Genomic DNA, 23,786 nt, shown 5'->3' on the forward strand with positions numbered 1-23,786 from the left:
ACGATGTTGATCCTGCGCGGCGCTCCTGCCCTTTCTGCCTTTCGCCACGGTAAATTACTCGAGCAACTGAGCCAGAAAGTCCCCGCTGTTACTGGTTTGTATGCCGAATTCGCCCACTTCGCCGACGTCGACGGCGAGCTGACCGCCGACCAGCAGCAGGTGCTGGGCCGTCTGCTCAAGTACGGCCCGAGCGTGCCGGTACAGGAGCCGAGCGGCCGCCTGTTCCTGGTCGTGCCGCGCCTGGGCACCATCTCGCCCTGGGCATCCAAGGCCAGCGACATCGCCCACAACTGCGGCCTGCAGTCGATCCAGCGCCTGGAGCGCGGCATCGCCTACTACGTCGCCGGCAGCATCAATGACGCCGACGCCCAGGCCATCGCCGCCGAGCTGCACGACCGCATGACCCAGCGCGTGCTGGGCAAGCTGGAAGACGCCGCCGACCTGTTCAGCCACGCCCAGCCCAAGCCGATGACCTCGGTCGACATCCTGGCCGGTGGCCGCGCCGCCCTGGCCCAGGCCAACATCGACCTGGGCCTGGCCCTGGCCGAAGACGAGATTGACTACCTGGTCGCCGCCTTCCAGGGCCTTGCGCGCAACCCGAACGACATCGAACTGATGATGTTCGCCCAGGCCAACTCCGAGCACTGCCGCCACAAGATCTTCAACGCCAGCTGGGACATCGACGGCCAGGCGCAAGAGAAGAGCCTGTTCGGCATGATCAAGAACACCTACCAGATGCACAGCGAAGGCGTGCTGTCGGCCTACAAGGACAACGCCTCGGTGATCGTTGGTTCGGTGGCCGGGCGCTTCTTCCCGAACCCTGAGACCCGCCAGTACGGCGCGGTGCAGGAGCCGGTGCACATCCTGATGAAGGTCGAGACGCACAACCACCCGACCGCCATCGCCCCGTTCTCCGGCGCCTCCACCGGCTCCGGCGGCGAAATCCGCGACGAAGGTGCCACCGGCCGTGGTGCCAAGCCCAAGGCCGGCCTGACCGGTTTCACCGTTTCCAACCTGCGCATCCCCGGTTTCGAGCAGCCTTGGGAAAAGCCGTACGGCAAGCCCGAGCGCATCGTCGACGCCCTCGACATCATGATCGAAGGCCCGCTGGGCGGCGCCGCGTTCAACAACGAATTCGGTCGCCCGGCCCTGACCGGCTACTTCCGTACCTTCGAGCAGGGCATCAACACCCCGCACGGCGAGGAAGTCCGTGGCTACCACAAGCCGATCATGCTCGCCGGCGGCATGGGCAACATCCGTGAAGACCACGTGCAGAAGGGCGAGATCACCGTCGGCGCCAAGCTGATCGTGCTTGGCGGCCCGGCCATGCTGATCGGCCTGGGTGGCGGCGCCGCTTCGTCGGTTGCCACCGGCGCCAGCTCCGCCGACCTGGACTTCGCCTCGGTGCAGCGCGAGAACCCGGAAATGGAACGCCGTTGCCAGGAGGTCATCGACCGCTGCTGGCAGCTGGGTGACAAGAACCCCATCGCCTTTATCCACGACGTCGGCGCTGGCGGTATTTCCAACGCCTTCCCCGAGCTGGTCAACGACGGTGGCCGCGGTGGCCGCTTCGAACTGCGCAACGTGCCCAACGACGAGCCGGGCATGGCCCCGCACGAGATCTGGTCCAACGAATCGCAGGAGCGCTACGTGCTGGCGGTCAGCGCCGAGGACTTCGAGCGCTTCCAGGCCATCTGCGAGCGCGAGCGTTGCCCGTTCGCGGTGGTCGGCGAGGCCACCGAAGAGAAACACCTGACCGTTACCGACAGCCACTTCGACAACACCCCGGTGGACATGCCGCTGGACGTGCTGCTGGGCAAGCCGCCGCGCATGCACCGTTCGGTCGCTCGCGAAGCGGAGCTGGGCGATGAGTTCGACCCGAGCACGCTGGACCTGACCGACTCGGTCGAGCGCGTGCTGCGTCACCCGGCCGTGGCCAGCAAGAGCTTCCTGATCACCATCGGCGACCGCACCATCACCGGCCTCGTGGCCCGCGACCAGATGGTCGGCCCGTGGCAGGTTCCGGTGGCCGACTGCGCCGTCACCGCCACCAGCTTCGACGTCTACACCGGCGAAGCCATGGCCATGGGCGAGCGTACCCCGCTGGCCCTGCTCGACGCCCCGGCGTCCGGGCGCATGGCGATCGGCGAAACCTTGACCAACCTGGCCGCCTCGCGCATCGCGAAGCTGTCCGATATCAAACTGTCGGCCAACTGGATGTCCGCCGCCGGCCACCCGGGCGAAGACGCTCGCCTGTACGACACCGTCAAGGCCGTCGGCATGGAGCTGTGCCCGGAGCTGGGCATCACCATTCCGGTGGGTAAAGACTCGATGTCGATGAAGACCCAGTGGAGCGAAGCCGGCGAGCAGAAGAGCGTCACCTCGCCGATGTCGCTGATCATCACCGGCTTCGCCCCGGTCACCGACATCCGCAAGACCCTGACCCCGCAGCTGCGCATGGACAAGGGCGAGACCGACCTGATCCTGATCGACCTGGGCCGCGGCAAGAACCGCATGGGCGCCTCGATCCTGGCGCAGACCCACGGCAAGCTGGCTGCCCAGGCGCCGGACGTCGACGACGCCGAAGACCTCAAGGCGTTCTTCGCGGTGATCCAGGGCCTCAACGAAGACGGCCACCTGCTGGCCTACCACGACCGTTCCGACGGTGGCCTGCTGACCACCGTGCTGGAGATGGCCTTCGCCGGCCACTGTGGCCTGGAGCTGGAACTGGGCAACCTGACCAGCAAGCGCGAGAAAGTCGCGGCCATCCTCTTCAACGAAGAGCTGGGCGCGGTGATCCAGGTCCGTCAGGACGCCACGCCGGATGTGCTGGCGCAGTTCAGCGCCGCAGGCCTGGGCGAGGATTGCGTCGCGGTGATCGGCCAGCCGATCAACAACGGTGAAGTGCTGATCAAGTTCGAAGGCGAAGAGCTGTTCAAGGGCGACCGTCGCCTGCTGCAGCGCCAGTGGGCCGAGACCAGCTACCAGGTCCAGCGCCTGCGTGACAACGCCGACTGCGCCGACCAGGAGTTCGACGCGCTGCTCGAGGAGGACAACCCAGGCCTGTCGGTCAAGCTCGGCTACGACGTCAACGAAGACATCGCCGCGCCGTACATCAAGAAAGGCGTGCGCCCGCAAGTGGCGATCCTGCGCGAGCAGGGCGTCAACGGCCAGGTCGAGATGGCCGCGGCCTTCGACCGCGCCGGCTTCGCCGCCGTCGACGTGCACATGAGCGACATCCTGTCGGGTCGTGTCGATTTCGAAGCGTTCAAGGGCCTGGTGGCCTGCGGCGGCTTCTCCTACGGCGACGTGCTCGGTGCCGGTGAGGGCTGGGCCAAGTCGGCGCTGTTCAACGCCCGTGCCCGCGATGCCTTCCAGGCCTTCTTCGAGCGTACCGACAGCTTCGCCCTGGGCGTGTGCAACGGTTGCCAGATGATGTCCAACCTGCACGAGCTGATCCCGGGCACCGAGTACTGGCCGCACTTCGTGCGCAACCGCTCGGAGCAGTTCGAAGCCCGTGTGGCCATGGTCGAGGTGCAGAAGTCCAACTCGATCTTCCTGCAGGGCATGGCTGGTTCGCGCATGCCGATCGCCATCGCCCACGGTGAAGGCCATGCCGAATTCGCCAGCGAAGAGGCACTGCTGGAAGCCGACCTGTCCGGTTGCGTGGCCCTGCGCTACGTCGACAACCACGGCAAGGTCACCGAAGCCTACCCGGCCAACCCGAACGGCTCGCCGCGCGGGATCACCGGCCTGACCAGCCGCGACGGCCGCGTGACCATCATGATGCCGCACCCGGAGCGTATGTTCCGCGCCGTGCAGAACTCCTGGCGCCCGGATGAGTGGCAGGAAGACGCAGCCCTGATGCGCATGTTCCGCAATGCACGTGTGTGGGTGAACTAAGGCGTGTACAAGCTCGCCTTCTTCGTCCCCGACAGCCATGTCGAAGTGGTCAAGGCCGCCGTGTTCGCCGCTGGAGGCGGGCGCATTGGCGACTATGACCACTGCGCCTGGCAGACCCTCGGCCAGGGCCAGTTCCGCCCGTTGCACGGCAGCCAGCCGTACCTCGGGCAGACCGGTCAGGTCGAGGTGGTTGAGGAGTGGAAGGTGGAGCTGGTGGTGGCTGATGCGCTGATCGCCCAGGTGGTCGCTGCGCTTAAGCAGAGCCACCCGTATGAAACACCTGCCTATGAGGTCTGGCCGCTGGCCGATTTCTAGGAAAACGTTGAATGACATCGCGGGGAAAGTCGCATCGGCGCACCGCCGCTCTCACGAAGCAAATTCGTGGGAGCGGCGGTGCGCCGATGCGACTTGCCCCGCGATGCTTTTCAGCCTTGCAAGGCGGCGCCCAGCGCAGGCGCCTTGCCACCTACCAGCAGATGCCACACGCCGCCCGCCTGCGGACTCACTCCCAGGCATCCCAAGGCAGCCAGGTGATCCTGTGCCACCTTGCTCTCATCCCTGACTTGCACCCGCACCCGGCTCGAGGCCACGCACTGCGCTTCCAGCAGATTGTCGCGCCCGCCCAGGGCCTGCAGCCATTCATCCACGACGACCGCCTCGGTGACCACGGCGGTCTTCTCGGCCACCGGTGCCGTCACCCGCGCATGGGGTAGCTCACCACGGATCTCATCGGCCAGCGCATCGGCCATCGGCCCCACCACCACCTGCAGGCTACCGCCGCTGCCAGGCCGTACCACCGCCATGGCGCCGAGGGCTTTCAAGGCCTGGTCCTGGGCCAGGCCGCGATCGGCCAGTACCAGACGCAGGCGCGTGGTGCAGGCATCAACGCCTTGCAGGTTGGCGGCGCCGCCCAGTGCGTCGATAAAGCGCCGCGCCCTGGGCGCATCCGCGCTGGCGGCCGCTTCGTTGCCGGGTTGCTCCTCGCGCCCTGGCGTCTTGAGGTCGAAGCGGCGGATACAGAAGTCGAACACGAAGTAGTAGACCACGGCATACAGCAGGCCTACAGGGAACACCAGCCAGCCGTTGCTTGAGCGCCCCCAGCCCAGGGCCATGTCGATGGCGCCGCCGGAGAAGGTGAAGCCCAGGCGGATGCCCAGCAGGTCGCAGACCGCCATGGACACCCCGGTGAGCAGCGCGTGGATCAGGTACAGCAGCGGCGCGAGGAACATGAAGGCGAACTCGATCGGCTCGGTCACCCCGGTCAACGCCGAGGTCAGTGCCATCGACAACAGCACGCCACCGATCAGCTTGCGCCGTGCCGGCACGGCGTGGCGGTACATGGCCAGGCACGCGGCGGGCAGGCCGAAGATCATCACCGGGAACATGCCGGCCATGAACTGCCCGGCGTGCGGATCGCCAGCGAAGAAGCGCGCCAGGTCGCCGGTTACCACCTGGCCGCTGGCCGCCTGGAAACTGCCGAACACGAACCACACCAGGTTGTTGAGGATGTGGTGCAGGCCGGTGATGATCAGCAGCCGGTTGAGCACGCCGAAGAAGAATGCGCCGATGCTGCCGCTCTCCAGCATCAGTTGGCCGAGGTCGTTGATGCCATGCTGGATCGGTGGCCAGATAAGTCCGAACAGCAGCCCGAGGAACACCGCCGACACCCCGGTGGCAATCGGCACGAAGCGCCGGCCGCCGAAGAACGCCAGGTAGTCGGGCAACTGGATGTCCTTGAAGCGGTTGTACAGGCCGCCGCCGAGCAGACCGCAGATGATCCCGGCGAGCATGCCCATGTCGATCTTCGGGTCGATCACCTTCAGCGTCGCCACCAGCACCAGGTAGCCGATGGCCCCGGCCAGCCCGGCGGTGCCATTGTTGTCGCGGGCGAAGCCCACGGCGATGCCGACGGCGAAGATCAGCGCCAGGTTGGCGAAGATCGCTTGCCCTGCGTCATGCACCAGGGCGATGTCGAGCAGGTCAGTGTCGCCCAGGCGCAGCAGCAGGCCGGCGATGGGCAGGATGGCGATGGGCAGCATCAAGGCGCGGCCGAGCCGTTGCAGGCCCTGGATGAAGTGCTGGTACATGGTGCGCTCCGATTATTGTTGTAGGGCCGCGGCGGCGGTCGGTTGGGCGTGGGACTGGGCGGTGAAGTCGCGGCAGGCCTGGCGCACCGTGGCGGCGCTGGTCAAGCCCAGCAGGCCCTGGCTGAAGCGGCGGCAGGCGGCGGCGTCGAGTTGACGGACCTGCGCCTTGATCTCGCCGATCTGCGGCGCGCTGACCGACAGCTCGGCCACGCCCAGCCCGACCAGCACCGGCGTGGCCAGCGGGTCGGAGGCCAGCGCGCCGCACACGCCGACCCAGCGCCCGTGCTTCGCCGCGCCCTGGCAGGTCAGCTCGATCAGGCGCAGCAAGGCGGGGTGCAAGGCATCCACTCGCGCGGCCAGGCCGGCGTGATCGCGGTCCATGGCCAAGGTGTACTGGGACAGATCGTTGGTGCCGATGGAGAAGAAGTCCGCGTGTTCGGCGAGGCGCTCGGCGAGCAGCGCCGCGGCGGGGACTTCGATCATCACCCCCAGCTCGGCGCTTTGCGCGATGCCCAGCTCGCCGGCCAGCCGGTCCAGGCGCTGGCGGATGGCGATCAGCTCGTCGACTTCGGTCACCATCGGCAGCATGATCCGGCAACGCTGTTGCGGGCTGACTTGCAGCAGCGCGCGCAACTGCTGGTCAAGCAACTCCGGGCGCACCTGGCCCAGGCGGATGCCGCGCAGGCCCAGCACCGGGTTGGCCTCGGCCGGCAGGGGCAGGTAGTCGAGCTGCTTGTCGCCGCCTACATCAATGGTACGGATGATCACCGGACGCTCGCCCATGGCATCGAGCACGGCCTGGTAGGCGCTGCGCTGCTCCGTCTCGTCCGGCGCGGTGGGGCGGTCGATGAACAGGAACTCGCTGCGCAGCAGGCCGATGCCGTCGGCGCCTTGGGCCAAGGCCTCGGCGGCTTCCTCGGCACTGGCGACATTGGCAGCGACCTCGATCAGTTGGCCATCACGGGTGCGGGCGCTTTGCTGGGCGGCGGCCTGCTGGCGCTGGCGGGTTTCGCGGCGCTGTTGCACATGACGCTGCACCTCGGCCAGGCGCTGCGCATCAGCCTCGGTTTCCAGGCGGCCCAAGTCGGCGTCCAGCACCAGCGGCGTGCCGGTGGGCAGTTCCAGCAGCGCTTCGCCTACGGCCACCAGGCACGGCAGGCCGCGGGCGCGGGCAAGGATGGCGACGTGCGAGGTGGCGCCGCCGGCGGCCATGCACAGCCCGGCGACCTCATGGCGGGCCAGTAGCAGCAGGTCGGAGGGCGTCAGTTCATGGGCGACGACAATGGCCGAGGGCGGCAGGCGCAGTTGCCGGGTTTCACCAAGCAAGGCCCGCAGAACACGCTGCTGCAGGTCGTACAGGTCGTTGGCGCGCTCGGCCAGCAACGGGTTGCCCAGGCTACGCAGGATCTGGCATTGGGCATCGATGGCACGGCTCCAGGCATGGCTGGCGGCGACGCCGTCGGCGATATGCTGGCGGGCGTCGCCGAGCAGGGCCGGATCGTCGAGCAAGGCCAGGTGGGCCTCGAGGATCGCCGCCGCGTCCTCCTGGCCGCGCGGCAGGTGGCGCCAGTCGCGGTCGATGGCGTGGCGCACTTCGGCCAAGGCCGTGTTCAACGCCTGGTGCTGTGCGGCGGGGTCGTTGTCGCCGTTGTCGGGCGGCAGGCTGACCCCGTCCAGCCGGGCCAGCGGCCCTTGGGCCAGGCCGGGGGCGGCGCAGACACCGGTTAGCATGCCGGGCCCGGCAGCGGGCTTGGGCATGGCGGTGCTGGTTGGCGCATGCGCGGCATGGCGCTCACCGACCGAGGCCGTCTGTACGGCGGCGATCAACGCCTGCAGCGCGACCTGGCTGTCCGGCCCGGTGCAGATCAGTTCGACTTCGGCACCTTCGCCAACACCCAGGCCCATGACCGCCACCAGGCTGTCGAGGTCGGCCTCGCGCTCGGCTAAGCGCAGCATGGCTCGGCTCTGGAAGCCTTGCGCAGTCTGGCGCAGCAAGGCGGCGGGGCGGGCGTGCAGGCCGCCGTGATGAGCGACCCGGGCATGACCGCGCGCGCTTTCATGGCTGACCGGCCGGGCATTCGCTTCACGACCCGTGGCCTCGACCTCCAGCAGCGCCGCGCCAAGTTGCGCATTGCCTGCCTCCAGTCGCCTCAGGCCAAAGCCAGGGCCATTGCTGATCAGCATCACCGTAACCAGGCTGACACAGTGCTGCGCCACTTGGTCCATGTCGAAGCGCACCAGCGGCTGGCCTTGGCTGACCTGGTCGCCCAGCGCCACCAACGGCGAGAAACCACGGCCCTGCAGTTGCACGGTGTCGACACCGATATGCAGGAGGATTTCCGCGCCGTTGGTTGCGCGCAGGGTCAGCGCGTGGCCGGTGCGGGCCAGTTGCACCACCTCGCCGGCACACGGGGCGTGCAGCACGTCGTTGAGTGGGTCGATGGCGACGCCGTCACCGAGGGTGGCGCTGCTGAACACCGGGTCTGGCACTTGCTCCAGCGGCACCAGCGGCCCGGCGAGCGGGGCATGGAGGATGATCTTGTTATTGTCGGGCATGCGCGGTTCCTCGCGGCTTCACTGCGTGCAGGTCACTTTGCTCAGGTGGCGCGGCTGGTCGGGGTCGAGGCCACGGGCCTCGGCCAGGGCCGCGGCCATGACGTAGAAGCTCTGGATCGCCAGCAGCGGGTCCAGGGCCGGGTGTTCGGCGCAGCTCAGGGTGAGGTCGCGCCCGGCGATATCGGCCGGCGCCGCCAGCAGCACATGAGCGCCGCGCTGGCGCATGTCGGCGGCCAGTTGCAGCAGGCCGGCCTGCTCGACGCCGCGCGGGGCGAACACCAGCAGCGGGTACTGGGCGTCGATCAGCGCCATGGGGCCGTGGCGCACCTCGGCGCTGCTGAAGGCCTCGGCCTGGATCACCGAGGTTTCCTTGAGCTTGAGCGCCGCTTCCTGGGCGATGGCAAAGCCGGCGCCACGGCCGATCACCATAAGCCGTTCGGCATCGCGCAAGGTGGCGAGGGCCGGGCTCCAGTCCTGGGCGGCGGCTTCACGCAATTGCGCGGGCAGGGCAAGGCCGGCTGCCAGCAGGGCGCGGTCCTGGCCCCAATGGGCGACCAGGCGGGCGCTGGCGCTCAGGGTGGCGACGAAGCTCTTGGTCGCCGCCACCGACAGCTCGGGGCCGGCGCCCAGCGGCAGGTGGTGCTGGCAGGCCTGCTCCAGCGGCGAGCCCTCGGCATTGACCAGCGACACGGTGGTCGCGCCGCACTCGTTCAGGCGACGCAGGCTGTCGACCAGGTCCGGGCTCTGGCCCGACTGCGAGAAGCCCAGCGCCACCTGGCCGCGTACTCGTAGCGGCGCCTGTTGCAAGGTCACCACCGACATCGGCAGCGAGGCCACTGGCAGGCCGAGTTGCTGCATGGCGACATAGGCGAAGTAACTGGCGGCGTGATCCGAACTGCCGCGGGCCACGGTCAGCGCCACTTGCGGGTCGAGCCGGCGCAGCTGTTCGCTCAGGGTTTCCAGGCGCGGGTCCAGCGCCTGGTTCTGTCGTTCGACGACATTGGCGCAGCTGCGGGCTTCTTCGAGCATCCTTGAGCTCATGCGGTTTCTCCTTCGACCATCACGGCGGTCAGGTTCAGTTGGCGATCGAGCAGCACCGCGTCGGCCCAGGCGCCCGGTTGCAGGCGGCCACGGTCGGCGATGCCGAGGTAATCGGCGGGGTGGCGGGACAGGCGCGCGGAGGCCTCGGCCAGCGGCAGGCCGATCTTCACCAGGTTGCGCAGGGCCTGGTCCATGGTCAGGGTGCTGCCGGCCAGGGTGCCGTCGGGCAGGCGCACGCCACCCAGGCACTTGGTCACGGTGTGGCTGCCCAGGCGGTATTCGCCGTCGGGCATGCCGGCGGCGGCAGTGGAGTCGGTGACGCAGTACAGGCACGGGATCGCGCGCAGGGCCACCTTGATCGCCCCGGGGTGTACGTGCAGCAAGTCGGGAATCAGCTCGGCGTAGCGGGCGTGGGCCAGGGCCGCGCCGACGATGCCCGGCTCGCGGTGGTGCAGCGGGCTCATGGCGTTGTACAGGTGGGTGAAGCTGCTGGCGCCGGCTTCCAGCGCCGCCACGCCTTCCTCGTAGCTGCCCAGGGTGTGGCCGATCTGCAGGCGGATGCCGCGCTGGCTCAAGGCCTGGATCAGCAGCAGGTGCCCGGCGATTTCCGGGGCGATGGTGATGACCTTGATCGGTGCCAGGGCCAGGTACTCCTCGACCTCGTCGAGTAGCGCCTGGTGGGCGAAGTTCGGCTGTGCGCCGAGCTTGCCGGGATTGATATACGGGCCTTCCAGATGCACGCCGAGAATGCGCGCGCCCTGGCGTGGCTGCCTGAGGTACGTGCCCAGCTCGCCCAGCACGCGGGCCAGTTCCTCGCGTGGTGCGGTCATGGTAGTGGCCAGCAGCGAGGTGGTGCCGAAGCGCCGATGGGTGCGGGCGATGGTGGCGAAGGCCCCACCGCCTTGCATGATGTCGCTGCCACCGCCGCCGTGCACATGCAGGTCGATGAAACCGGGCAGCAGGTAGGGCAGGTCGTTGGTCAGCGGGTCGCACGGCGTGCCCTCGATGGCCTGTATGCGGCCGTTTTCGAGGTGCAGTTGTCCGCGCACCCAGCCGTCGGGGGTGAGGATGTTGGCGATGTCCATGGGGGCTCCGGTCAGCGTCGCAGTTCGGCGACGAAGTCGTAGTAGTCGTTGCGGCAGTAGGTGTCGGTCAGCTCGATGGCGGTGTTGTCGTCGAGGTAGCCGATGCGGGTCATCAGCAGCATGGCGGTGCCGGGGGCGATGCCCACCTGGGCGGCCAGTTCGTCGCTGGCGTTGATCGCGCGGATATGTTGCAGGGCGCGGACCACCGGGCGGCCGAGTTGGTCGAGGTGCTGGTACAGCGAATCGCCGATGGCCTGCGGGTCGCCGAGCAGGCGGGCGGGCAGGGTGCTGACCTCCACCGCCATGACGATGTCGTCGGCCTTGCGCAGGCGCTTGAGGTGGGCCACCTGGTCGGTAGGTGAAAGGCCGAGGCGGATCAGTTCGTCGCTGCTCGGCGTGCCGATGCTGCGCTCCAGCCACTGCGAGCTGGGCACGAAGCCTTTCATGCGCAGCATTTCGCTGAAGCTCGACAGGCGTGACAGGGGTTGTTCGAGGCGTGGCGTGATGAAGGTACCGGAGCCCTGGATGCGCTGGATCAGGCCTTGTTCGAGCAGGACTTCCAGGGCCTTGCGCGCGGTGACCCGGGAGATGTCCAGGGTTTCGCTGAGGGTGCGCTCCGAGGGCAGGGCCTGGTCGGCGGTCCACTGGCCGGCGTGGATGGCCTGCTCCAGGTTGCGTGCCAGCTGTAGGTAGAGCGGGGTGGCGCTGGTGTCGTCGGGACGCAGGGCGGTTAGAGGACGCATGGGCGGTGTCCGATATTGTTGTGGGATGAAAATTAATACCACTTTAATACCAGGTCAATACCACTGGTCTGGATTGGTGTGTCGATGGGGATGTATATCGATAGAGATTTGGCGCCTATCGATGAACGCCCCGTCCCCCAAATCTCCTGTCGGAAATTTCCGAACTTGAAACCAAATGCTTCAACCGGAAAAGCTTGGGAACTATCCTACGTGCTTGCCGGAAGCTGCTGCGTTGTCGGGGAAAGACCTCAGGGATAACTTCACCGGGTCGCCACATTGTGGTGACAGGGTGTGAGAACCCGCATCACGAAGAACGCCGCTCTGCTATGGCAGCCGTGCGCGGGCAGGCTCTGCCTGACCGGTTTTCTTCGTGACCGGGTTCTCACTCCGTGTACGGCTGCCACCCAATCATGTGAGAACGATCAAGTGGCGGTTCCTGTTAATCACGAAGGAACTTCCCAATGAAAAAACGCGTACCTGACCCACCCCGTCTCGCACCCTTCATCAGTATCCGTCCCACGCTCGCCCGCGAGGAGGCGATGGCCGCCGCCGTCGAGGTAGCCACTGCCATCTCCGATGTGCTCGATATCTACTTCCAGACCGAACCCGGTGAAGTTCAGGACCGTCTGTTCACCGCCAGCGACTACCTCGGCCAACTGGCTTGCGCCCTGCTCGAACACAAGCCGGAGCTGCGACCATGACTCGCGGACATACCGCAGGTCGCACGGTCTGCCTGGACCTGTTCAAGGTCGAGCCGGGTGTTTCCTTCGAGGACGCTTTCAGCGAGTTGTCGGTGCTGCTCGGCTGCATCCGCCACCTGACTTGCGAGGCGGAAATGGAGGGTGACCTGCTGGCCGGCAGCTCGGCGCGGATCCTCAGCGCCATGGCCAAGGCGCTGATCGATGACATGGAGGTGGGGTTGAACCGTTCTGGTTGAGCTGATGGCCCTATCGCGGGGCAAGCCCGCTCCCACGCAGAGAGTGCAAATGTGCGATTGGCGTGGGAGCGGGCTTGCCCCGCGATAAGGCCGGTACAGCTTTACTCCGCCCGGCGCACCAACCCACACGCCAGCAACCCCACCTCGAACAGCACCCACATCGGCACCGCCAGCATGGTCTGGGAAAACACATCCGGCGGCGTCAGGATCATCCCCACCACGAAGCAGCCGACGATCACATAAGGCCGGCTGCGCCGCAGCGTGGCCACGTCGGTCAGCCCCGCCCAGACCACGATGAAGGTCGCCACCGGGATCTCGAAGGCCAGGCCGAACGCCAAAAACAGCGCCAGGATGAAGTCCAGGTACAGGCCGATGTCGGTCATCATCGCCACCCCGTCCGGGGTCACGCTGGCGAAGAAACCGAACATCATCGGGAACACCAGGAAGAACGCGAACGCCATGCCGCCGTAGAACAGCACGATGCTCGACACCAGCAGGGGCAGGGCGATGCGCCGTTCGCGGCGGTACAGCCCCGGGGCGATGAAGCCCCAGGCCTGGTGCAGCAGCAGCGGCATGGCGACGAACAGCGCGCACATCGCCGTCAGCTTGAACGGCGCAAGAAACGGCGAGGTGACGCTGGTGGCGATCATGCTGGCGCCTTCGGGGAGGTAACGGCGCAGCGGTTCGGAAATGTGCGTGTACAGCGTCTGGGCAAAGGGGAACAGCCCGCAGAACACCAGCGCGATCACCAGCAGGCAGCGCACCAGGCGCTTGCGCAGGTCGCGCAGGTGATCGGTCAGTGGCATGCGCGTCGCCTGGTCGAGAGCGAGGGACATCAAGCGCTCTCCTTGGCATGGGCGACTGGTGTCGGGTCATTGGCCGGCGTCGCGTCGAGCTGGATGCCCTGGCGCAGCTCCTGCTCCAGGCGCTGCAACGGCGCGGCATCCAGGGCGGGCATGTCGATCTCCCGTTCCACCTGCGCCTTCAACGCATTCAGTGCCCGACGGGCCTGACCCAGCCCACGGCCCAGGGTCCGCGCCGCCACCGGCAGGCGCTCGGGGCCGAGCACCAGCAGCGCGACGATGCCCACCAATAGCAGTTCGGTGAAGCCGATCTCGAACATCAGGCCTGACGATCCGTTTGCGTCTGCTGCACCGGCTGATTGTTCAGCACCTGCGGCTGTTGCTCGACAGTGTTGTCGGCAGTGCCGCCCATGGACTTGCGAAAGCCCTGGATCGCCTCGCCGACATCACCGCCCAGCCCCTTGAGACGCTTGGTGCCGAACAGCAGGAAGACGATCAACAGCACGATCACCAATTGCCAGATTCCAATGCCACCCATGTAAGACCACTCCTGTCAGGTCAAAGAAAAAGAAAGGCCAATCCTGCCCTGTGCAGATGACGGGCACATGACTGCCATCTGCCTGCAACAACTGGCGTGTTGACTGGCGCTTTTCAGCGGCCACGGGAAGACAGGGATGGGGCGCAGGCGACAACAGGGCGCGGCACTGCTGATGGTGCTGGTGGTACTGGCGATGCTCGCAGCGGGGCTGGCCTGGCTGGTGGAGGATGGCCGGCGCCAGGTGGACGCGGTGCGGCTGCTGCACCAGCGGGTGCAGGTGCGGGCCATGGAGCAGGCGGGGCTGGCCTACGCCTCCCAGGCCCTGCGTGATCCGGCCTGGCGCGCCAGCCCGCTGTTCTGGCAGGCCCTGCGTGGGCAGCCGCTGGCCTATGATTTTGGTGCCGGCAAGGCACAGTTGCGGGTGATCGACCAGCACAGCTGCTTCAACGTCAACGCCCTGCTGGGGGAGGATGGCCCACGGGCCGAGCGCCAGTTGCGCCAGCTGTTGGGCGATGACATGGCTGCAGAACGGCTGGTCGATGCCCTGGCCGACTGGCTGGATGCCGACAGCGATGCCCGCCTGCAGGGCGCCGAGAGCGCCCAGTACCTGCGCCAGCAACCACCGCGACTGGCGGCCAACCAGCCGATGCTCGACACCAGTGAGCTCAACCTGCTGCTGGAGCCGGACAGTGGTCGGCAAGGCCGCTATCGAATGCTCTGCGCGCTGCCGTCGACCAGCGGCTGGCGGCTCAATGCCAATGCCCTGGGGTTGGAGCATCTGCCGTTGCTGGAGGCGATGTACGAAGGACGGTTTTCCCGTTCGATGCTCAGCCGTGTGATCAGTGGCCGCCCGGCGGCCGGGTATGTCGATGCCGCGGCCTTGCGCCAGGCGCTGGGGGCGGTGGATGACGAGACCTTCGCCCGGCTAAGCGAAGGGTTGCTGCTCAACAGCGGCCATTTCGTCCTGCAGCTGTCGTTCGAAGAAGAGGGGCGCACGCTGCGCAGCCAGTTCCAGATCGAGGCGCTGGGCGTGGTGCAATGGCATGCGCGGGTGCCGGCGCAGCAGGTGCGGGTCAGGGGCAGGGAGGCGGTGGCCTGGTAGAAAAAATCGCGGGACAAGTCGCATCGGCGTACCGATGCGACTTGTCCCGCGATTGAGGTGAAAGCTGATCGATCAGACGGTGCCGATCTCCCCGCCATCATTACGCTGGATCACCACCGTCGAAGCCCGTGGCCGCACCGAGGTGCCGGCCGGCGTGACGTCGGTGGCCTTGTCGGTGCTTGGCCAGTTGTCTGGGTGCTGGATGTTGACGAACATGGTCTTGTTGTCCGGGGTGAAGGCAATCCCCGTCACCTCGCAGCCATTCGGCCCGACGAAGAAGCGGCGCAGGTCCACCTGGTTGGTGGCGTTGACCGGGACCTGCTTGCCGTTGGCGTCCACCAGGTCGGTGGGGATCACTGCCAGCACCTGGTCGTTGGTGTAGCTGGTCAGGGTGGCCTCGCCGTTGTCGGTCTCGAACCACAGTACGCCGCGGCTATCGAAGCTCATGCCGTCGGGGCTGGCGAACTGGTTCAGTTCGGTCAGGCCCGAGCGGTTGATGTCTGGCGCACCGGCGGCGTTGGCGCCGAACACGAAGATGTCCCAGGTGAAGGTCTTGTGGTCGTCGCTGTCGTGCCAGCGGATGATGTGGCCGTGGCGGTTCGGCCCGCGCGGGTTGGCCGCGTCGACCTTGGCCGCGGTGCGCGCGCTGTTGTTGGTCAGGGTCAGGTAGACATCGCCGTTGAGTGGGTTGACGGCGGTCCACTCGGGGCGGTCCATGGGCGTGGCGCCCACGGCGTCGGCAGCGCCACGGGTGTTGAGGATGATGCCCGGCAGGTCGCCGAACTGCGCGCCCAGGGTGCTGCCGGCAGTGGTCGGGGTGGCCACGTCGAGCAGCAGCCAGGCGCCGGTGCCGTTGGCATCGAAGCGGGCGACATACAGCTTGCCCTTGTCCATGTACTTGGCGCCGGTGGCCAGGCGGTCGGCCGGATTGGCGTCGGCCGGGTCCCACAGCGCGTCGGAGACGAACTTGTACAGGTACTCGTTGTTGGAGTCGTCGCCGGTGTACCAGACCAGCGGCTTGCCGGCCACCGGCAGGCCCGGGCAGCAGCCTTCGTGGCGGAAGCGGCCCAGGGCGGTGCGCTTCACCGCCAGGGTGTTGTTAGTGTACGGGTCGATCTCGACGATGTAGCCGTAGGTGCTGGCTTCGTTGCGGAAGTCATCGGTGGCGCTGGCGCCGCTGGGGGTGATGTTGAAGCGGGCGAATTCGCCGGCCACTTCGCTGGCATCACCCGCCGCGGTTTCCCACTTGTACTGGCCGCTGCTCGAAGAGACGCCGATGCGCACCTGGTCGGCCGGGCGCACACCCTTGTTGACGAAGATGCCGGGCCAGTTCTCCTCGCAGGTCAGGTAGGTGCCCCACGGGGTGTAGCCGTTGCCGCAGTTGTTGTTGGTGCCGCGGCACTGGGTGCCGGTGGGCGAGAACTTGGTCTTGACGTGGTCGGTGCCGCGCATCGGGCCGGCGATATCCATCAGCGAGACGGTGGTGAAGCGGCGGTTGAGCGGGTCGTTGTCGACCACCTGCCAGCGCCCGGCGACCTTGCTGATGCGCACCACGCCGGCGCCGTGGGCGTTGATCTCCTTGCGCACCTCTTCGACCGGGCGTTTGCCGGCAACGGTGGTGGGGCCGGCCGGGTGCAGGGCGGCGGTGTCGATGTATTCAAAGTTGATCGCCAGCAGGCCATCGCTGGAGCTGCCGTTGATGGGGAAGAAGTGCATGCCGTCGTGGTGCATGCCCATGGCGTTGGCCTGGTCGGTGGAGGTGTTGCTGCCGTCGGCCTTCCATGGGTTGGCGGTGGCGTTCAGCGGCGTGCCCCAAGGGGCCAGCACGTAGGCGCTGTAGCCGGCGGCGACCACGCAGGCGTCGGTGCGCGAGCCGGCGATGGAGTTGAAGCCCAGCTTGAGTTTGGGTTTCTCCGGCTGCGGCGCTGGATCGTCGTGATCCGAGCCGCCGCCGCTGTCGAAGCAACCGGTCAGGCCGGCACCGGCGATCATGGCGATGGCCGCGCCGAGGCTGCCGCGCACCACGGAGCGACGGCTCAGGTAAGTGTCCATGACACTGGCCATCGGCAGGTTGCCGCTCTGGTTGCGGTCCAGGTTATCGCCGGTATCTCGACTCATCAGGGTGTCCTTTTTTTGGCTGAGTTGAAGGAAACCGCGACTGTAGAGGGCAAGTATGATGATTGATTGTCAGATTTGTTAAAGAGCCTTTAAAACTCACCGCTATTACTAAAGCGTTAACCTGCGCTGTTTTGGAATTAACGTCGGTTTTCTGCCATCAAACTGTCACGCAAGCGCCGCAATATCCGGAGCCCTACGTGAACAGGGATGGCGGAGTCGATGGCGAGCAGGCGCGAAGTGATCAGCTGGATGGGTGTCGGTGCCCTGGCACCGTTGCTCGGCGCCTGCTCGGCTTTGCCCCTGCCGCGTGGCGGGGCCGATCGGGCGCTGGACCTGTTGTATGTCGCCGACACCCTCGACGCCCGCCAACCGGGCCAGGCCGTTGTGCCGGCCACACGCCTGGGCCCGGTCAGCCACCTGGGCCGTGCACCCTGGATGAGCGGGCCGAATGCCAGCGCCGGGCAGCCGGCGCTGGCGCCGTTGCTCGATGCTGGCCTTGCCGGCCAGGCCCAGACTGGAGGCTATGCAGTATTGGCCGCGCTGCTCGAACAGCTGCGGCGCGAGGCCGGTAGCGAACAGTGCCTGACCCTGGAGAACGGCCAATGCTGGAACGGCAGCGGCCTGGCCTACCTCACCCAGGGCGAAAGCGGTGTGCAGGGCAGCCAACTGCTGGGCAGCGAAGCGCGGGTCAGCAGTGATGAGCGTGTGCTGTGGCCGCAGCGCAGTGCCGGGCTCTATCGGCAGTCCTCCTCGATTACCCTCGGCGCCGGGCTGGCCGATGCCCAGGGCAAGGCGCTGGGCGTCAAGGGGCTGCAGGTGTTCCAGCGTGGCGGTGTGCGCATCGCAGTGGTCGGCGTCACCGACCCCTACGCCCAGGACCAGAAAGCCTCCCTGAAACAGTGGTACCAATCCTTGCAACCGAGCTTCCAGCAAGCCCGGCGCGAGGCCGACCTGGTGGTGGCGCTGGCGGATGTCGGCACCGGCCCGGGCTTGTGGTTGGCCGAGCGCATACCCGAGGTGGATGTGCTGCTGTGTGCCCGTGGCCAGGACCTGTGGCCGGCGCCGGTGCTGGCCACCCAAGCCAGCGGCCGCCGGGTACCGGTGCTGTTCGCCGGTTGCCGGGCCAGTGGCGCGTTTCGCCTGCGCTGCCGCCAGGCAGGCGGCCAATGGCAGTTCGAGGCGCGGTTCTTCCCGGCCTTCGAGCACAGCCTCGCACCGCAGGCCCTGGCCCGTGCCAGCCAGTTGCGCAGCGAACTGCAACGCCAGCGCAGCGGTCATGCCGCCTGGCTTGACCAGCCGCTGGCGCGTGCCCCTGAAGCATTGTGGCGCCGCGATACCCGTGGCGGCAGCTGGGACCGCCTGCTGCACCAGGCCCTGGCCGACGACTCGAGCATGCCGGTGCTGCTGCCCGGCCTGCGTTACGACTACCCTCTGCAAGCCGGTGAAGCGATCACCCGCGAGCATCTGATCAGCCTGACTGGCGGCTATCCCGCCCCGGTTGTCGAGGCCCCGGCGCGCCAGGTCGAGCAGGTGCTGGAGAACGCCGCCGAGCAGCTGTTCGGCGACCCGTTGCTGCTGGACAACAGCCAGGACCTGCCGCGCTGGCAAAGCCAGGACTGGCAGGTGAGCTACAGCCCCAACGGCAAGCGCATCATCGGCCTGCAACCCGTCGAGGGCCTGTGCCGCACCTTTGGCCTGCACTTCGATGCCCAGGCCGGCGCGCCCTTGTGGCAGACCCTCGAAGCCTGGCTGACCCGCCAGGCGCCGGGCTGGGCCCTGGCTCCCTTGCAACTGCCGGCCGTGCGCTACGTGCAGGGCCACCCTGGCTGGCACCCGCGCCAGGTGGTCGCGTGATCTCGCGTCTTTTCAGCTTCGCGTTGCTGACCCTCGCCGGCTGGCTGGCGGCGCAGTGCGTGCTGCTGCTCAGCCGCCAGCCGCAACCGGCCAATGCGCCGGTGCCGGCGCCGGCACCGTTGCCAGGCTTGTTGGCCGAGCACTGGCAGACGCCTGTCGATGACGGGCGCATCCCGCTCACTCGCCTGCCCCTGGCCTACCTGGGCGGGCTCAAGGCCCAGCCGCTGTCGGCCAGCGTGGTGGTACTGCGCCATGGCCAACAGGTGCGCACCCTCGGCCGTGGCCAGCGCCTGGCGCCGGGCATCGTGCTGCAGGACATCGACGCCGATGGCCTGATCTTCGACAACAACGGGCGGCGCGAACGCCTGCCCTGGCCACCACGCCCCGCCGTGACCGGCTTCAAGCGCCAAGGATGAATGATGATCGCAAGGTACTGTCTGGCCGGGCTGCTGATGCTCGGCATGTCCCTGGCCTGGGCCGAAGAGCCGGAGGTCTTTGCCGACGACGGCACGCCGCTGTACGAGGTGAACTTCGTCGACACCGAGCTCGGTGAGTTCATCGACAGCGTGTCGCGCATCACCGGCACCACCTTCATCGTCGACCCCCGGGTGCAGGGCAAGGTCACCGTGCGCACGGTCGATCGCCACGACGCCGACGCCATCTACGACATCTTCCTTGCCCAGCTGCGCGCCCAGGGCTTCGCGGCCGTGGACCTGCCCAACGGCAGCGTGAAGATCGTGCCCGACCAGGCCGCGCGCCTGGAGCCGGTGCCGGTGGAAACCGCGGGCAAGAAGGCCGAAGGCAGCGACGGCGTGGCCACCCGCGTGTTCAATGTGCGCAACGCCGCCAGCGAGCAGATGCTCGGCATTCTCAAGCCGCTGATCGACCCACGGGTCGGGGTGATCACCCCGTATCCGGCGGCCAACCTGCTGGTGGTCACCGACTGGCGCAGTAACCTGGAGCGCATCGAAAGCCTGCTGCGCCAGCTCGACCAGGTCAGCGACGAGCCGTTGCAGGTGATGCCGCTCAAGCATGCCAGCGCTGCCGACACCGCTGGCCTGGTGACCCGCCTGCTGGCCCGCGAGCAGGGCGCCGACAGCGCCCAGGTGGTTGCCGACCCGCGCAGCAATGCGCTGCTGGTGCGCGGCAGCGCCGACAGCCGGGAGCGGGTGCGGGCGCTGCTGGTGCAGCTCGACCGGCCCAGCGACAGTCTGCGCAGCAGCAATACCCAGGTCATCTATCTGCGCCACGCCAATGCCGCCGAGGTGGTCAAGGTGCTGCGCGGCCTGAGCCAGACTGGCACGGTGCCGGCGGCGGAAGGCGAGGGCAAGGATACGCCGGTGCCGGCGGCCAGCGACTCGGGCATTCGCCTGGAGTACGAGGAGGGCACCAACGCCGTGGTGATGGTCGGCCCGGACAGCGAACTGGCCGCCTACCGCAGTATCGTCGAGAAGTTGGACATTCGCCGGGCGCAGGTGGTGGTCGAGGCGATCATCGCCGAGGTCTCCGACAGCAGCGCCCAGGAACTGGGCGTGCAGTGGCTGTTCGCCGACGAGAAGTTCGGCGCCGGCATCGTCAATTTCGGCGGCAACGGGGTGAACATCGCCAGCATCGCCGGGGCCGCCAGCAGCGGAGACAACGAGAAACTCGGCAAGCTGCTTTCGGCCACCACCGGCGCCACCGCCGGCATCGGCCATATCGGTGGTGGCTTCAACTTCGCCATGCTGGTCAACGCACTCAAGGGCAAGAGCGGTTTCAACCTGCTGTCCACGCCGACCCTGCTGACCCTGGACAATGCCGAGGCGTCGATCCTGGTGGGCCAGGAGGTGCCGTTCGTCACCGGCTCCGTCACCCAGAACAACGCCAACCCCTACCAGACCATCGAGCGCAAGGAAGTCGGGGTGAAGCTGCGCATCAAGCCGCAGATCAGCATCGACGACAGCGTGCGCCTGGACATCGTCCAGGAGGTGTCGTCGATCGCCGACTCCAGCGCCGCCAGTGACGTGATCACCAACAAGCGCGAGATCAAGACCAAGGTCATGGTCGAGGACAACGGCCTGGTGATCCTCGGCGGGCTGATCAGCGACGAAATGGCCACCCGCAATCAGCGCGTGCCGCTGCTCGGCGATATTCCCTACCTGGGCCGGTTGTTCCGCTCCGACGCCAGCAAGAACACCAAGCAGAACCTGATGGTGTTCATCCGCCCGCGCATCCTGCGTGACGGCGAGAGCCTGGCCGGACTGAGCCAGCAGAAGTACCAGAGCCTTCAGCAAAACACTCCGCTCAAGCTGCCGGCGCTGGCCGAGGGCCTGCCGTTGCTGCAAGTGTTCCCCGCCAGCCGGGCACGTCTGGAAGGCGGTGACTGGTGATGCTGCCCTATCGCCTGGCACGGCAGAGCGGGGTGGCCATGGCACCAGCTGAAAACGGCTGGCAGTTGTGGCTGCGCGGCGACGCCGACAGTGACCAATTGCAGGAACTGCTGCGCGTGCATGGCCAGCCGGTGGCCGTCGAGCAGCTCGACAGCGCGAGCTTCGACGAGCGTCTCGGCCAGCTTTACCAGGCTGGCGAGGCGGCGAACCAGGCCTTGATCGAAGGCATCGGCGAGCAGGTCGACCTGGACAGCCTGATGAGCGAGATGCCGCGCATCGAGGACCTGCTGGAAAGCGATGACGAGGCACCGGTGATCCGCCTGATCAACGGCCTGTTCGGCCAGGCCCTGCGCCTGCGCGCTTCGGATATCCATATCGAGACCTTCGAGCAGAGCCTGGTGGTGCGCCTGCGCATCGACGGCCACCTGCGCGAGGTGCTGCGCCCGCCACGGGCGTTGTCGGCGATGCTGGTGTCGCGGATCAAGGTCATGGCGCGGCTCGATATCGCCGAGAAGCGCCAGCCCCAGGATGGCCGCATCACTCTGCGCGCCGCCGGGCGCGAGGTGGATGTGCGGGTCTCGACCTTGCCCGGTATCCATGGCGAGCGGGTGGTGATGCGCGTGCTCGACAAGCAGGCCAGCCTGCTGGCGCTGGACAACCTGGGCATGCCTGCCACGGTGCTGCGTGGCTTGCGTGGTTGCCTGGCGCGGCCCAATGGCATCGTGCTGTCCACCGGCCCCACCGGTTCGGGCAAGACCACCACGCTGTACGCCAGCCTCAACAGCCTGAATGACGGCAGCCGCAATATCCTCACCGTCGAGGACCCGGTGGAATACGCCATCGCCGGCATCGGCCAGACCGCCATCAACCCGCGTGCCGGGCTGACCTTCGCCAGTGGCTTGCGCGCCATCCTGCGCCAGGACCCGGACGTGATCATGCTGGGCGAGATCCGCGACCAGGAGACTGCGCAGATCGCCGTGCAGGCCAGCCTCACCGGGCATCTGGTACTGTCGACCCTGCACACCAACAGTGCCGTCGGTGCGGTGACCCGCCTGCGTGACATGGGCATCGAGCCGTTCCTGATTGCCTCGTGCCTGCGTGGCGTGCTGGCCCAGCGCCTGGTGCGGCGCCTGTGCACCTGCGCGGTGGCGCAGCCGCTGCAAAGCGCCGAGCGTGAACTGTGGCCGGAGCTGGGCAGCCTGCGCGAAAGCTATCACCCGGTCGGCTGCGAGCACTGCCAGGGCAGCGGCTATGTCGGCCGGCTGGGGCTGTACGAATTCATCGAGCTGGACGCCGGGCTGGTTGCCTTGCTCTACGACGGCGAGAGCGAACTGGCCATGCAGGCCTACCTGGATGGCCGTCGGCAGAGCCTGGTGGCTGAGGCCCGCGACTGTCTGGCCCGTGGCGAGACCAGCCTGGCCGAAGTGCTGCGCGTGGTGCAGGGCTAGCCATGCCGACCTATCGCTACCAGGCCGTGGATCTTGCCGGCAAGGCGCACAAGGCCAGCGTGCAGGCCGACAGCGAGCGCCATGCGCGGCAATTGCTGCGCGAGCAGGGGCTGTTCACCCGGCACTTGCAACGCCACGACAGCCACCAGCCACGTCGTCAGCGCCTGACCCGTGGCCAACTGTGCGAGCTGACCCGCCAATTGGCGACCTTGGTTGGCGCTGGCATCCCCCTGGTCGATGCCCTTGCCACACTGGAGCGGCAACTACGCCAGCCGGCCTTGCACGCGGTGCTGGTGGCCTTGCGCGGCTCCCTCGCCGAGGGCCTGGGGCTGGCGCGTAGCCTGGCGCGACAGGGCGCGCCGTTCACCGGTTTGTATTGCGCGCTGGTCGAGGCCGGCGAGCGCTCCGGACGCCTTGGCCAGGTGCTGAGCCGTCTGGCCGACCACCTCGAACAAGTGCAGCGCCAGCGCCACAAGGCGCGCACCGCGCTGATCTACCCGGCGGTGCTGATGGGCGTGTCGCTGGCCGTGGTGGTCGGCCTGATGACCTTCGTGGTGCCCAAGCTCACCGAGCAGTTCGCCCACTCCGGGCAGAGCCTGCCGTTCATCACGTCGCTACTGATCGGCTTGAGCCAGGGGCTGGTGCAGGCCGGCCCCTATCTGCTGGCACTGGCGATCCTGGCCGCGCTGTTGGGCGGCTGGCTGCTGCGCAAGCCGCACTGGTGCCTGCGCCGCGACGACCTGCTGCTGCGCCTGCCGCGTATGGGTGTGCTGCTGCAAGTGCTGGAGAGCGCGCGCCTGGCACGCAGCCTGGCGATCCTCTGCGGCAGCGGCGTGGCCCTGCTCGAAGCCCTGCAGGTGGCCACCGAGACAGTCGGCAACCGGCGCATCCGCGCAGCCATGGAGCAGGTACGCCAGCAGGTGCAGGGCGGCACCAGCCTGCACCGGGCGCTGGACAACGCCGGGGAGTTTCCGCCGCTGCTGGTGAACATGGTCGGCAGCGGCGAGGCCAGCGGCACCCTGGCCGACATGCTCGAACGGGTGGCCGACGACCAGGAGCGCGGCTTCGCCCGCCAGGTGGACACTGCCATGGCGCTGTTCGAACCGCTGATGATCCTGGTGATGGGCGCCGTGGTGCTGTTCATCGTGCTGGCGGTGCTGCTGCCGATCATGCAGCTCAACCAGGGATTGCAACTGTGACAA

Annotated in this window: 19 protein-coding genes; 10 read left to right on the forward strand and 9 right to left on the reverse strand. The window is 67.6% G+C overall.

Going from position 1 to position 23,786, the window contains the following annotated elements:
• Positions 1-3 precede the first annotated feature (3 nt).
• Both purL and DFS21_RS08320 read left to right on the forward strand, forming a co-directional pair.
• Complete coding sequence (purL, locus tag DFS21_RS08315) at positions 4-3,903, forward strand: phosphoribosylformylglycinamidine synthase (protein WP_110699819.1); 3,900 nt, start codon at positions 4-6, stop codon at positions 3,901-3,903.
• A gap of 3 nt (positions 3,904-3,906) precedes the next feature.
• Positions 3,907-4,218 (forward strand): NIF3 1, encoded by a 312-nt coding sequence (locus DFS21_RS08320; protein ID WP_023632229.1) that lies wholly within the window; start codon positions 3,907-3,909, stop codon positions 4,216-4,218.
• Between the two features lie 110 nt (positions 4,219-4,328).
• Here the strand turns inward: DFS21_RS08320 and nagE are convergent, their stop codons facing one another.
• The 5 genes from nagE to DFS21_RS08345 are packed head-to-tail and all read right to left on the reverse strand — an operon-like array spanning position 4,329 to position 11,415.
• The gene (nagE, locus tag DFS21_RS08325; protein ID WP_111532126.1) at positions 4,329-5,990 is read right to left on the reverse strand and encodes an N-acetylglucosamine-specific PTS transporter subunit IIBC; all 1,662 of its coding nucleotides are present in this window, start codon (positions 5,988-5,990) and stop codon (positions 4,329-4,331) included.
• A 12-nt stretch (positions 5,991-6,002) separates the two neighbouring features.
• Entirely contained in the window at positions 6,003-8,546 is a 2,544-nt protein-coding gene (gene ptsP, locus DFS21_RS08330; protein ID WP_111532127.1) for a phosphoenolpyruvate--protein phosphotransferase, read from the reverse strand.
• A gap of 18 nt (positions 8,547-8,564) precedes the next feature.
• Positions 8,565-9,587 carry an SIS domain-containing protein gene (locus DFS21_RS08335; protein WP_110699813.1) on the reverse strand — a complete coding sequence of 341 codons (1,023 nt, stop codon included), beginning with the start codon at positions 9,585-9,587 and terminating at the stop codon, positions 8,565-8,567.
• Entirely contained in the window at positions 9,584-10,672 is a 1,089-nt protein-coding gene (nagA, locus tag DFS21_RS08340) for an N-acetylglucosamine-6-phosphate deacetylase (protein ID WP_110699811.1), read from the reverse strand. Before nagA ends, DFS21_RS08335 begins: the two co-directional genes overlap by 4 nt.
• 11 nt (positions 10,673-10,683) lie before the next feature.
• The gene (locus tag DFS21_RS08345) at positions 10,684-11,415 is read right to left on the reverse strand and encodes a GntR family transcriptional regulator (protein WP_038706720.1); all 732 of its coding nucleotides are present in this window, start codon (positions 11,413-11,415) and stop codon (positions 10,684-10,686) included.
• A gap of 461 nt (positions 11,416-11,876) precedes the next feature.
• Between DFS21_RS08345 and DFS21_RS08350 the strand changes: the two genes are divergently transcribed.
• Both DFS21_RS08350 and DFS21_RS08355 read left to right on the forward strand, forming a co-directional pair.
• Entirely contained in the window at positions 11,877-12,116 is a 240-nt protein-coding gene (locus DFS21_RS08350) for a hypothetical protein (protein ID WP_094011672.1), read from the forward strand.
• The gene (locus DFS21_RS08355; RefSeq protein ID WP_050704173.1) at positions 12,113-12,352 is read left to right on the forward strand and encodes a DUF3077 domain-containing protein; all 240 of its coding nucleotides are present in this window, start codon (positions 12,113-12,115) and stop codon (positions 12,350-12,352) included. The genes DFS21_RS08350 and DFS21_RS08355 overlap by 4 nt, the downstream gene beginning before the upstream one ends.
• A gap of 101 nt (positions 12,353-12,453) precedes the next feature.
• Here the strand turns inward: DFS21_RS08355 and tatC are convergent, their stop codons facing one another.
• Genes tatC through tatA form a run of 3 tightly spaced genes read right to left on the reverse strand, consistent with a single transcriptional unit; the run spans position 12,454 to position 13,693 of the window.
• Complete coding sequence (gene tatC, locus DFS21_RS08360) at positions 12,454-13,188, reverse strand: twin-arginine translocase subunit TatC (protein ID WP_110699809.1); 735 nt, start codon at positions 13,186-13,188, stop codon at positions 12,454-12,456.
• Positions 13,188-13,475, reverse strand: a complete 288-nt coding sequence (tatB, locus tag DFS21_RS08365) for a Sec-independent protein translocase protein TatB (RefSeq protein WP_046854344.1) — start codon at positions 13,473-13,475, stop codon at positions 13,188-13,190. Before tatB ends, tatC begins: the two co-directional genes overlap by 1 nt.
• The gene (tatA, locus tag DFS21_RS08370) at positions 13,475-13,693 is read right to left on the reverse strand and encodes a twin-arginine translocase TatA/TatE family subunit (protein WP_046854345.1); all 219 of its coding nucleotides are present in this window, start codon (positions 13,691-13,693) and stop codon (positions 13,475-13,477) included. The genes tatB and tatA overlap by 1 nt, the downstream gene beginning before the upstream one ends.
• Positions 13,694-13,829: 136 nt before the next feature.
• On the opposite strand from tatA, the gene gspK reads away from it, so the two are divergent.
• The gene (gspK, locus tag DFS21_RS08375; protein WP_110699807.1) at positions 13,830-14,795 is read left to right on the forward strand and encodes a type II secretion system minor pseudopilin GspK; all 966 of its coding nucleotides are present in this window, start codon (positions 13,830-13,832) and stop codon (positions 14,793-14,795) included.
• 72 nt (positions 14,796-14,867) lie between these two features.
• Here gspK and DFS21_RS08380 read toward each other — a convergent pair whose 3' ends face one another.
• On the reverse strand, positions 14,868-16,913 hold the full coding sequence (locus tag DFS21_RS08380; protein WP_102682927.1) for a PhoX family phosphatase: 2,046 nt from the start codon (positions 16,911-16,913) through the stop codon (positions 14,868-14,870).
• 207 nt (positions 16,914-17,120) lie between these two features.
• Here DFS21_RS08380 and DFS21_RS08385 point away from each other — a divergent pair, with 207 nt between their 5' ends.
• Genes DFS21_RS08385 through gspF form a run of 5 tightly spaced genes read left to right on the forward strand, consistent with a single transcriptional unit; the run spans position 17,121 to position 23,783 of the window.
• Complete coding sequence (locus tag DFS21_RS08385) at positions 17,121-18,767, forward strand: lipoprotein UxpA (RefSeq protein ID WP_111532128.1); 1,647 nt, start codon at positions 17,121-17,123, stop codon at positions 18,765-18,767.
• Positions 18,764-19,183, forward strand: a complete 420-nt coding sequence (locus DFS21_RS08390) for a pilus assembly protein PilZ (RefSeq protein ID WP_102682925.1) — start codon at positions 18,764-18,766, stop codon at positions 19,181-19,183. The genes DFS21_RS08385 and DFS21_RS08390 overlap by 4 nt, the downstream gene beginning before the upstream one ends.
• A gap of 3 nt (positions 19,184-19,186) precedes the next feature.
• Positions 19,187-21,136, forward strand: coding sequence for a type II secretion system secretin GspD (gene gspD, locus DFS21_RS08395; protein ID WP_111532169.1), 1,950 nt, complete (start codon positions 19,187-19,189; stop codon positions 21,134-21,136).
• Entirely contained in the window at positions 21,136-22,584 is a 1,449-nt protein-coding gene (locus tag DFS21_RS08400; RefSeq protein WP_110699799.1) for a GspE/PulE family protein, read from the forward strand. The genes gspD and DFS21_RS08400 overlap by 1 nt, the downstream gene beginning before the upstream one ends.
• 2 nt (positions 22,585-22,586) lie before the next feature.
• Complete coding sequence (gspF, locus tag DFS21_RS08405; RefSeq protein WP_110699797.1) at positions 22,587-23,783, forward strand: type II secretion system inner membrane protein GspF; 1,197 nt, start codon at positions 22,587-22,589, stop codon at positions 23,781-23,783.
• Positions 23,784-23,786: the final 3 nt, after the last annotated feature.

Source organism: Pseudomonas sp. 2848 (assembly GCF_003253945.1).
GTDB lineage: Bacteria > Pseudomonadota > Gammaproteobacteria > Pseudomonadales > Pseudomonadaceae > Aquipseudomonas.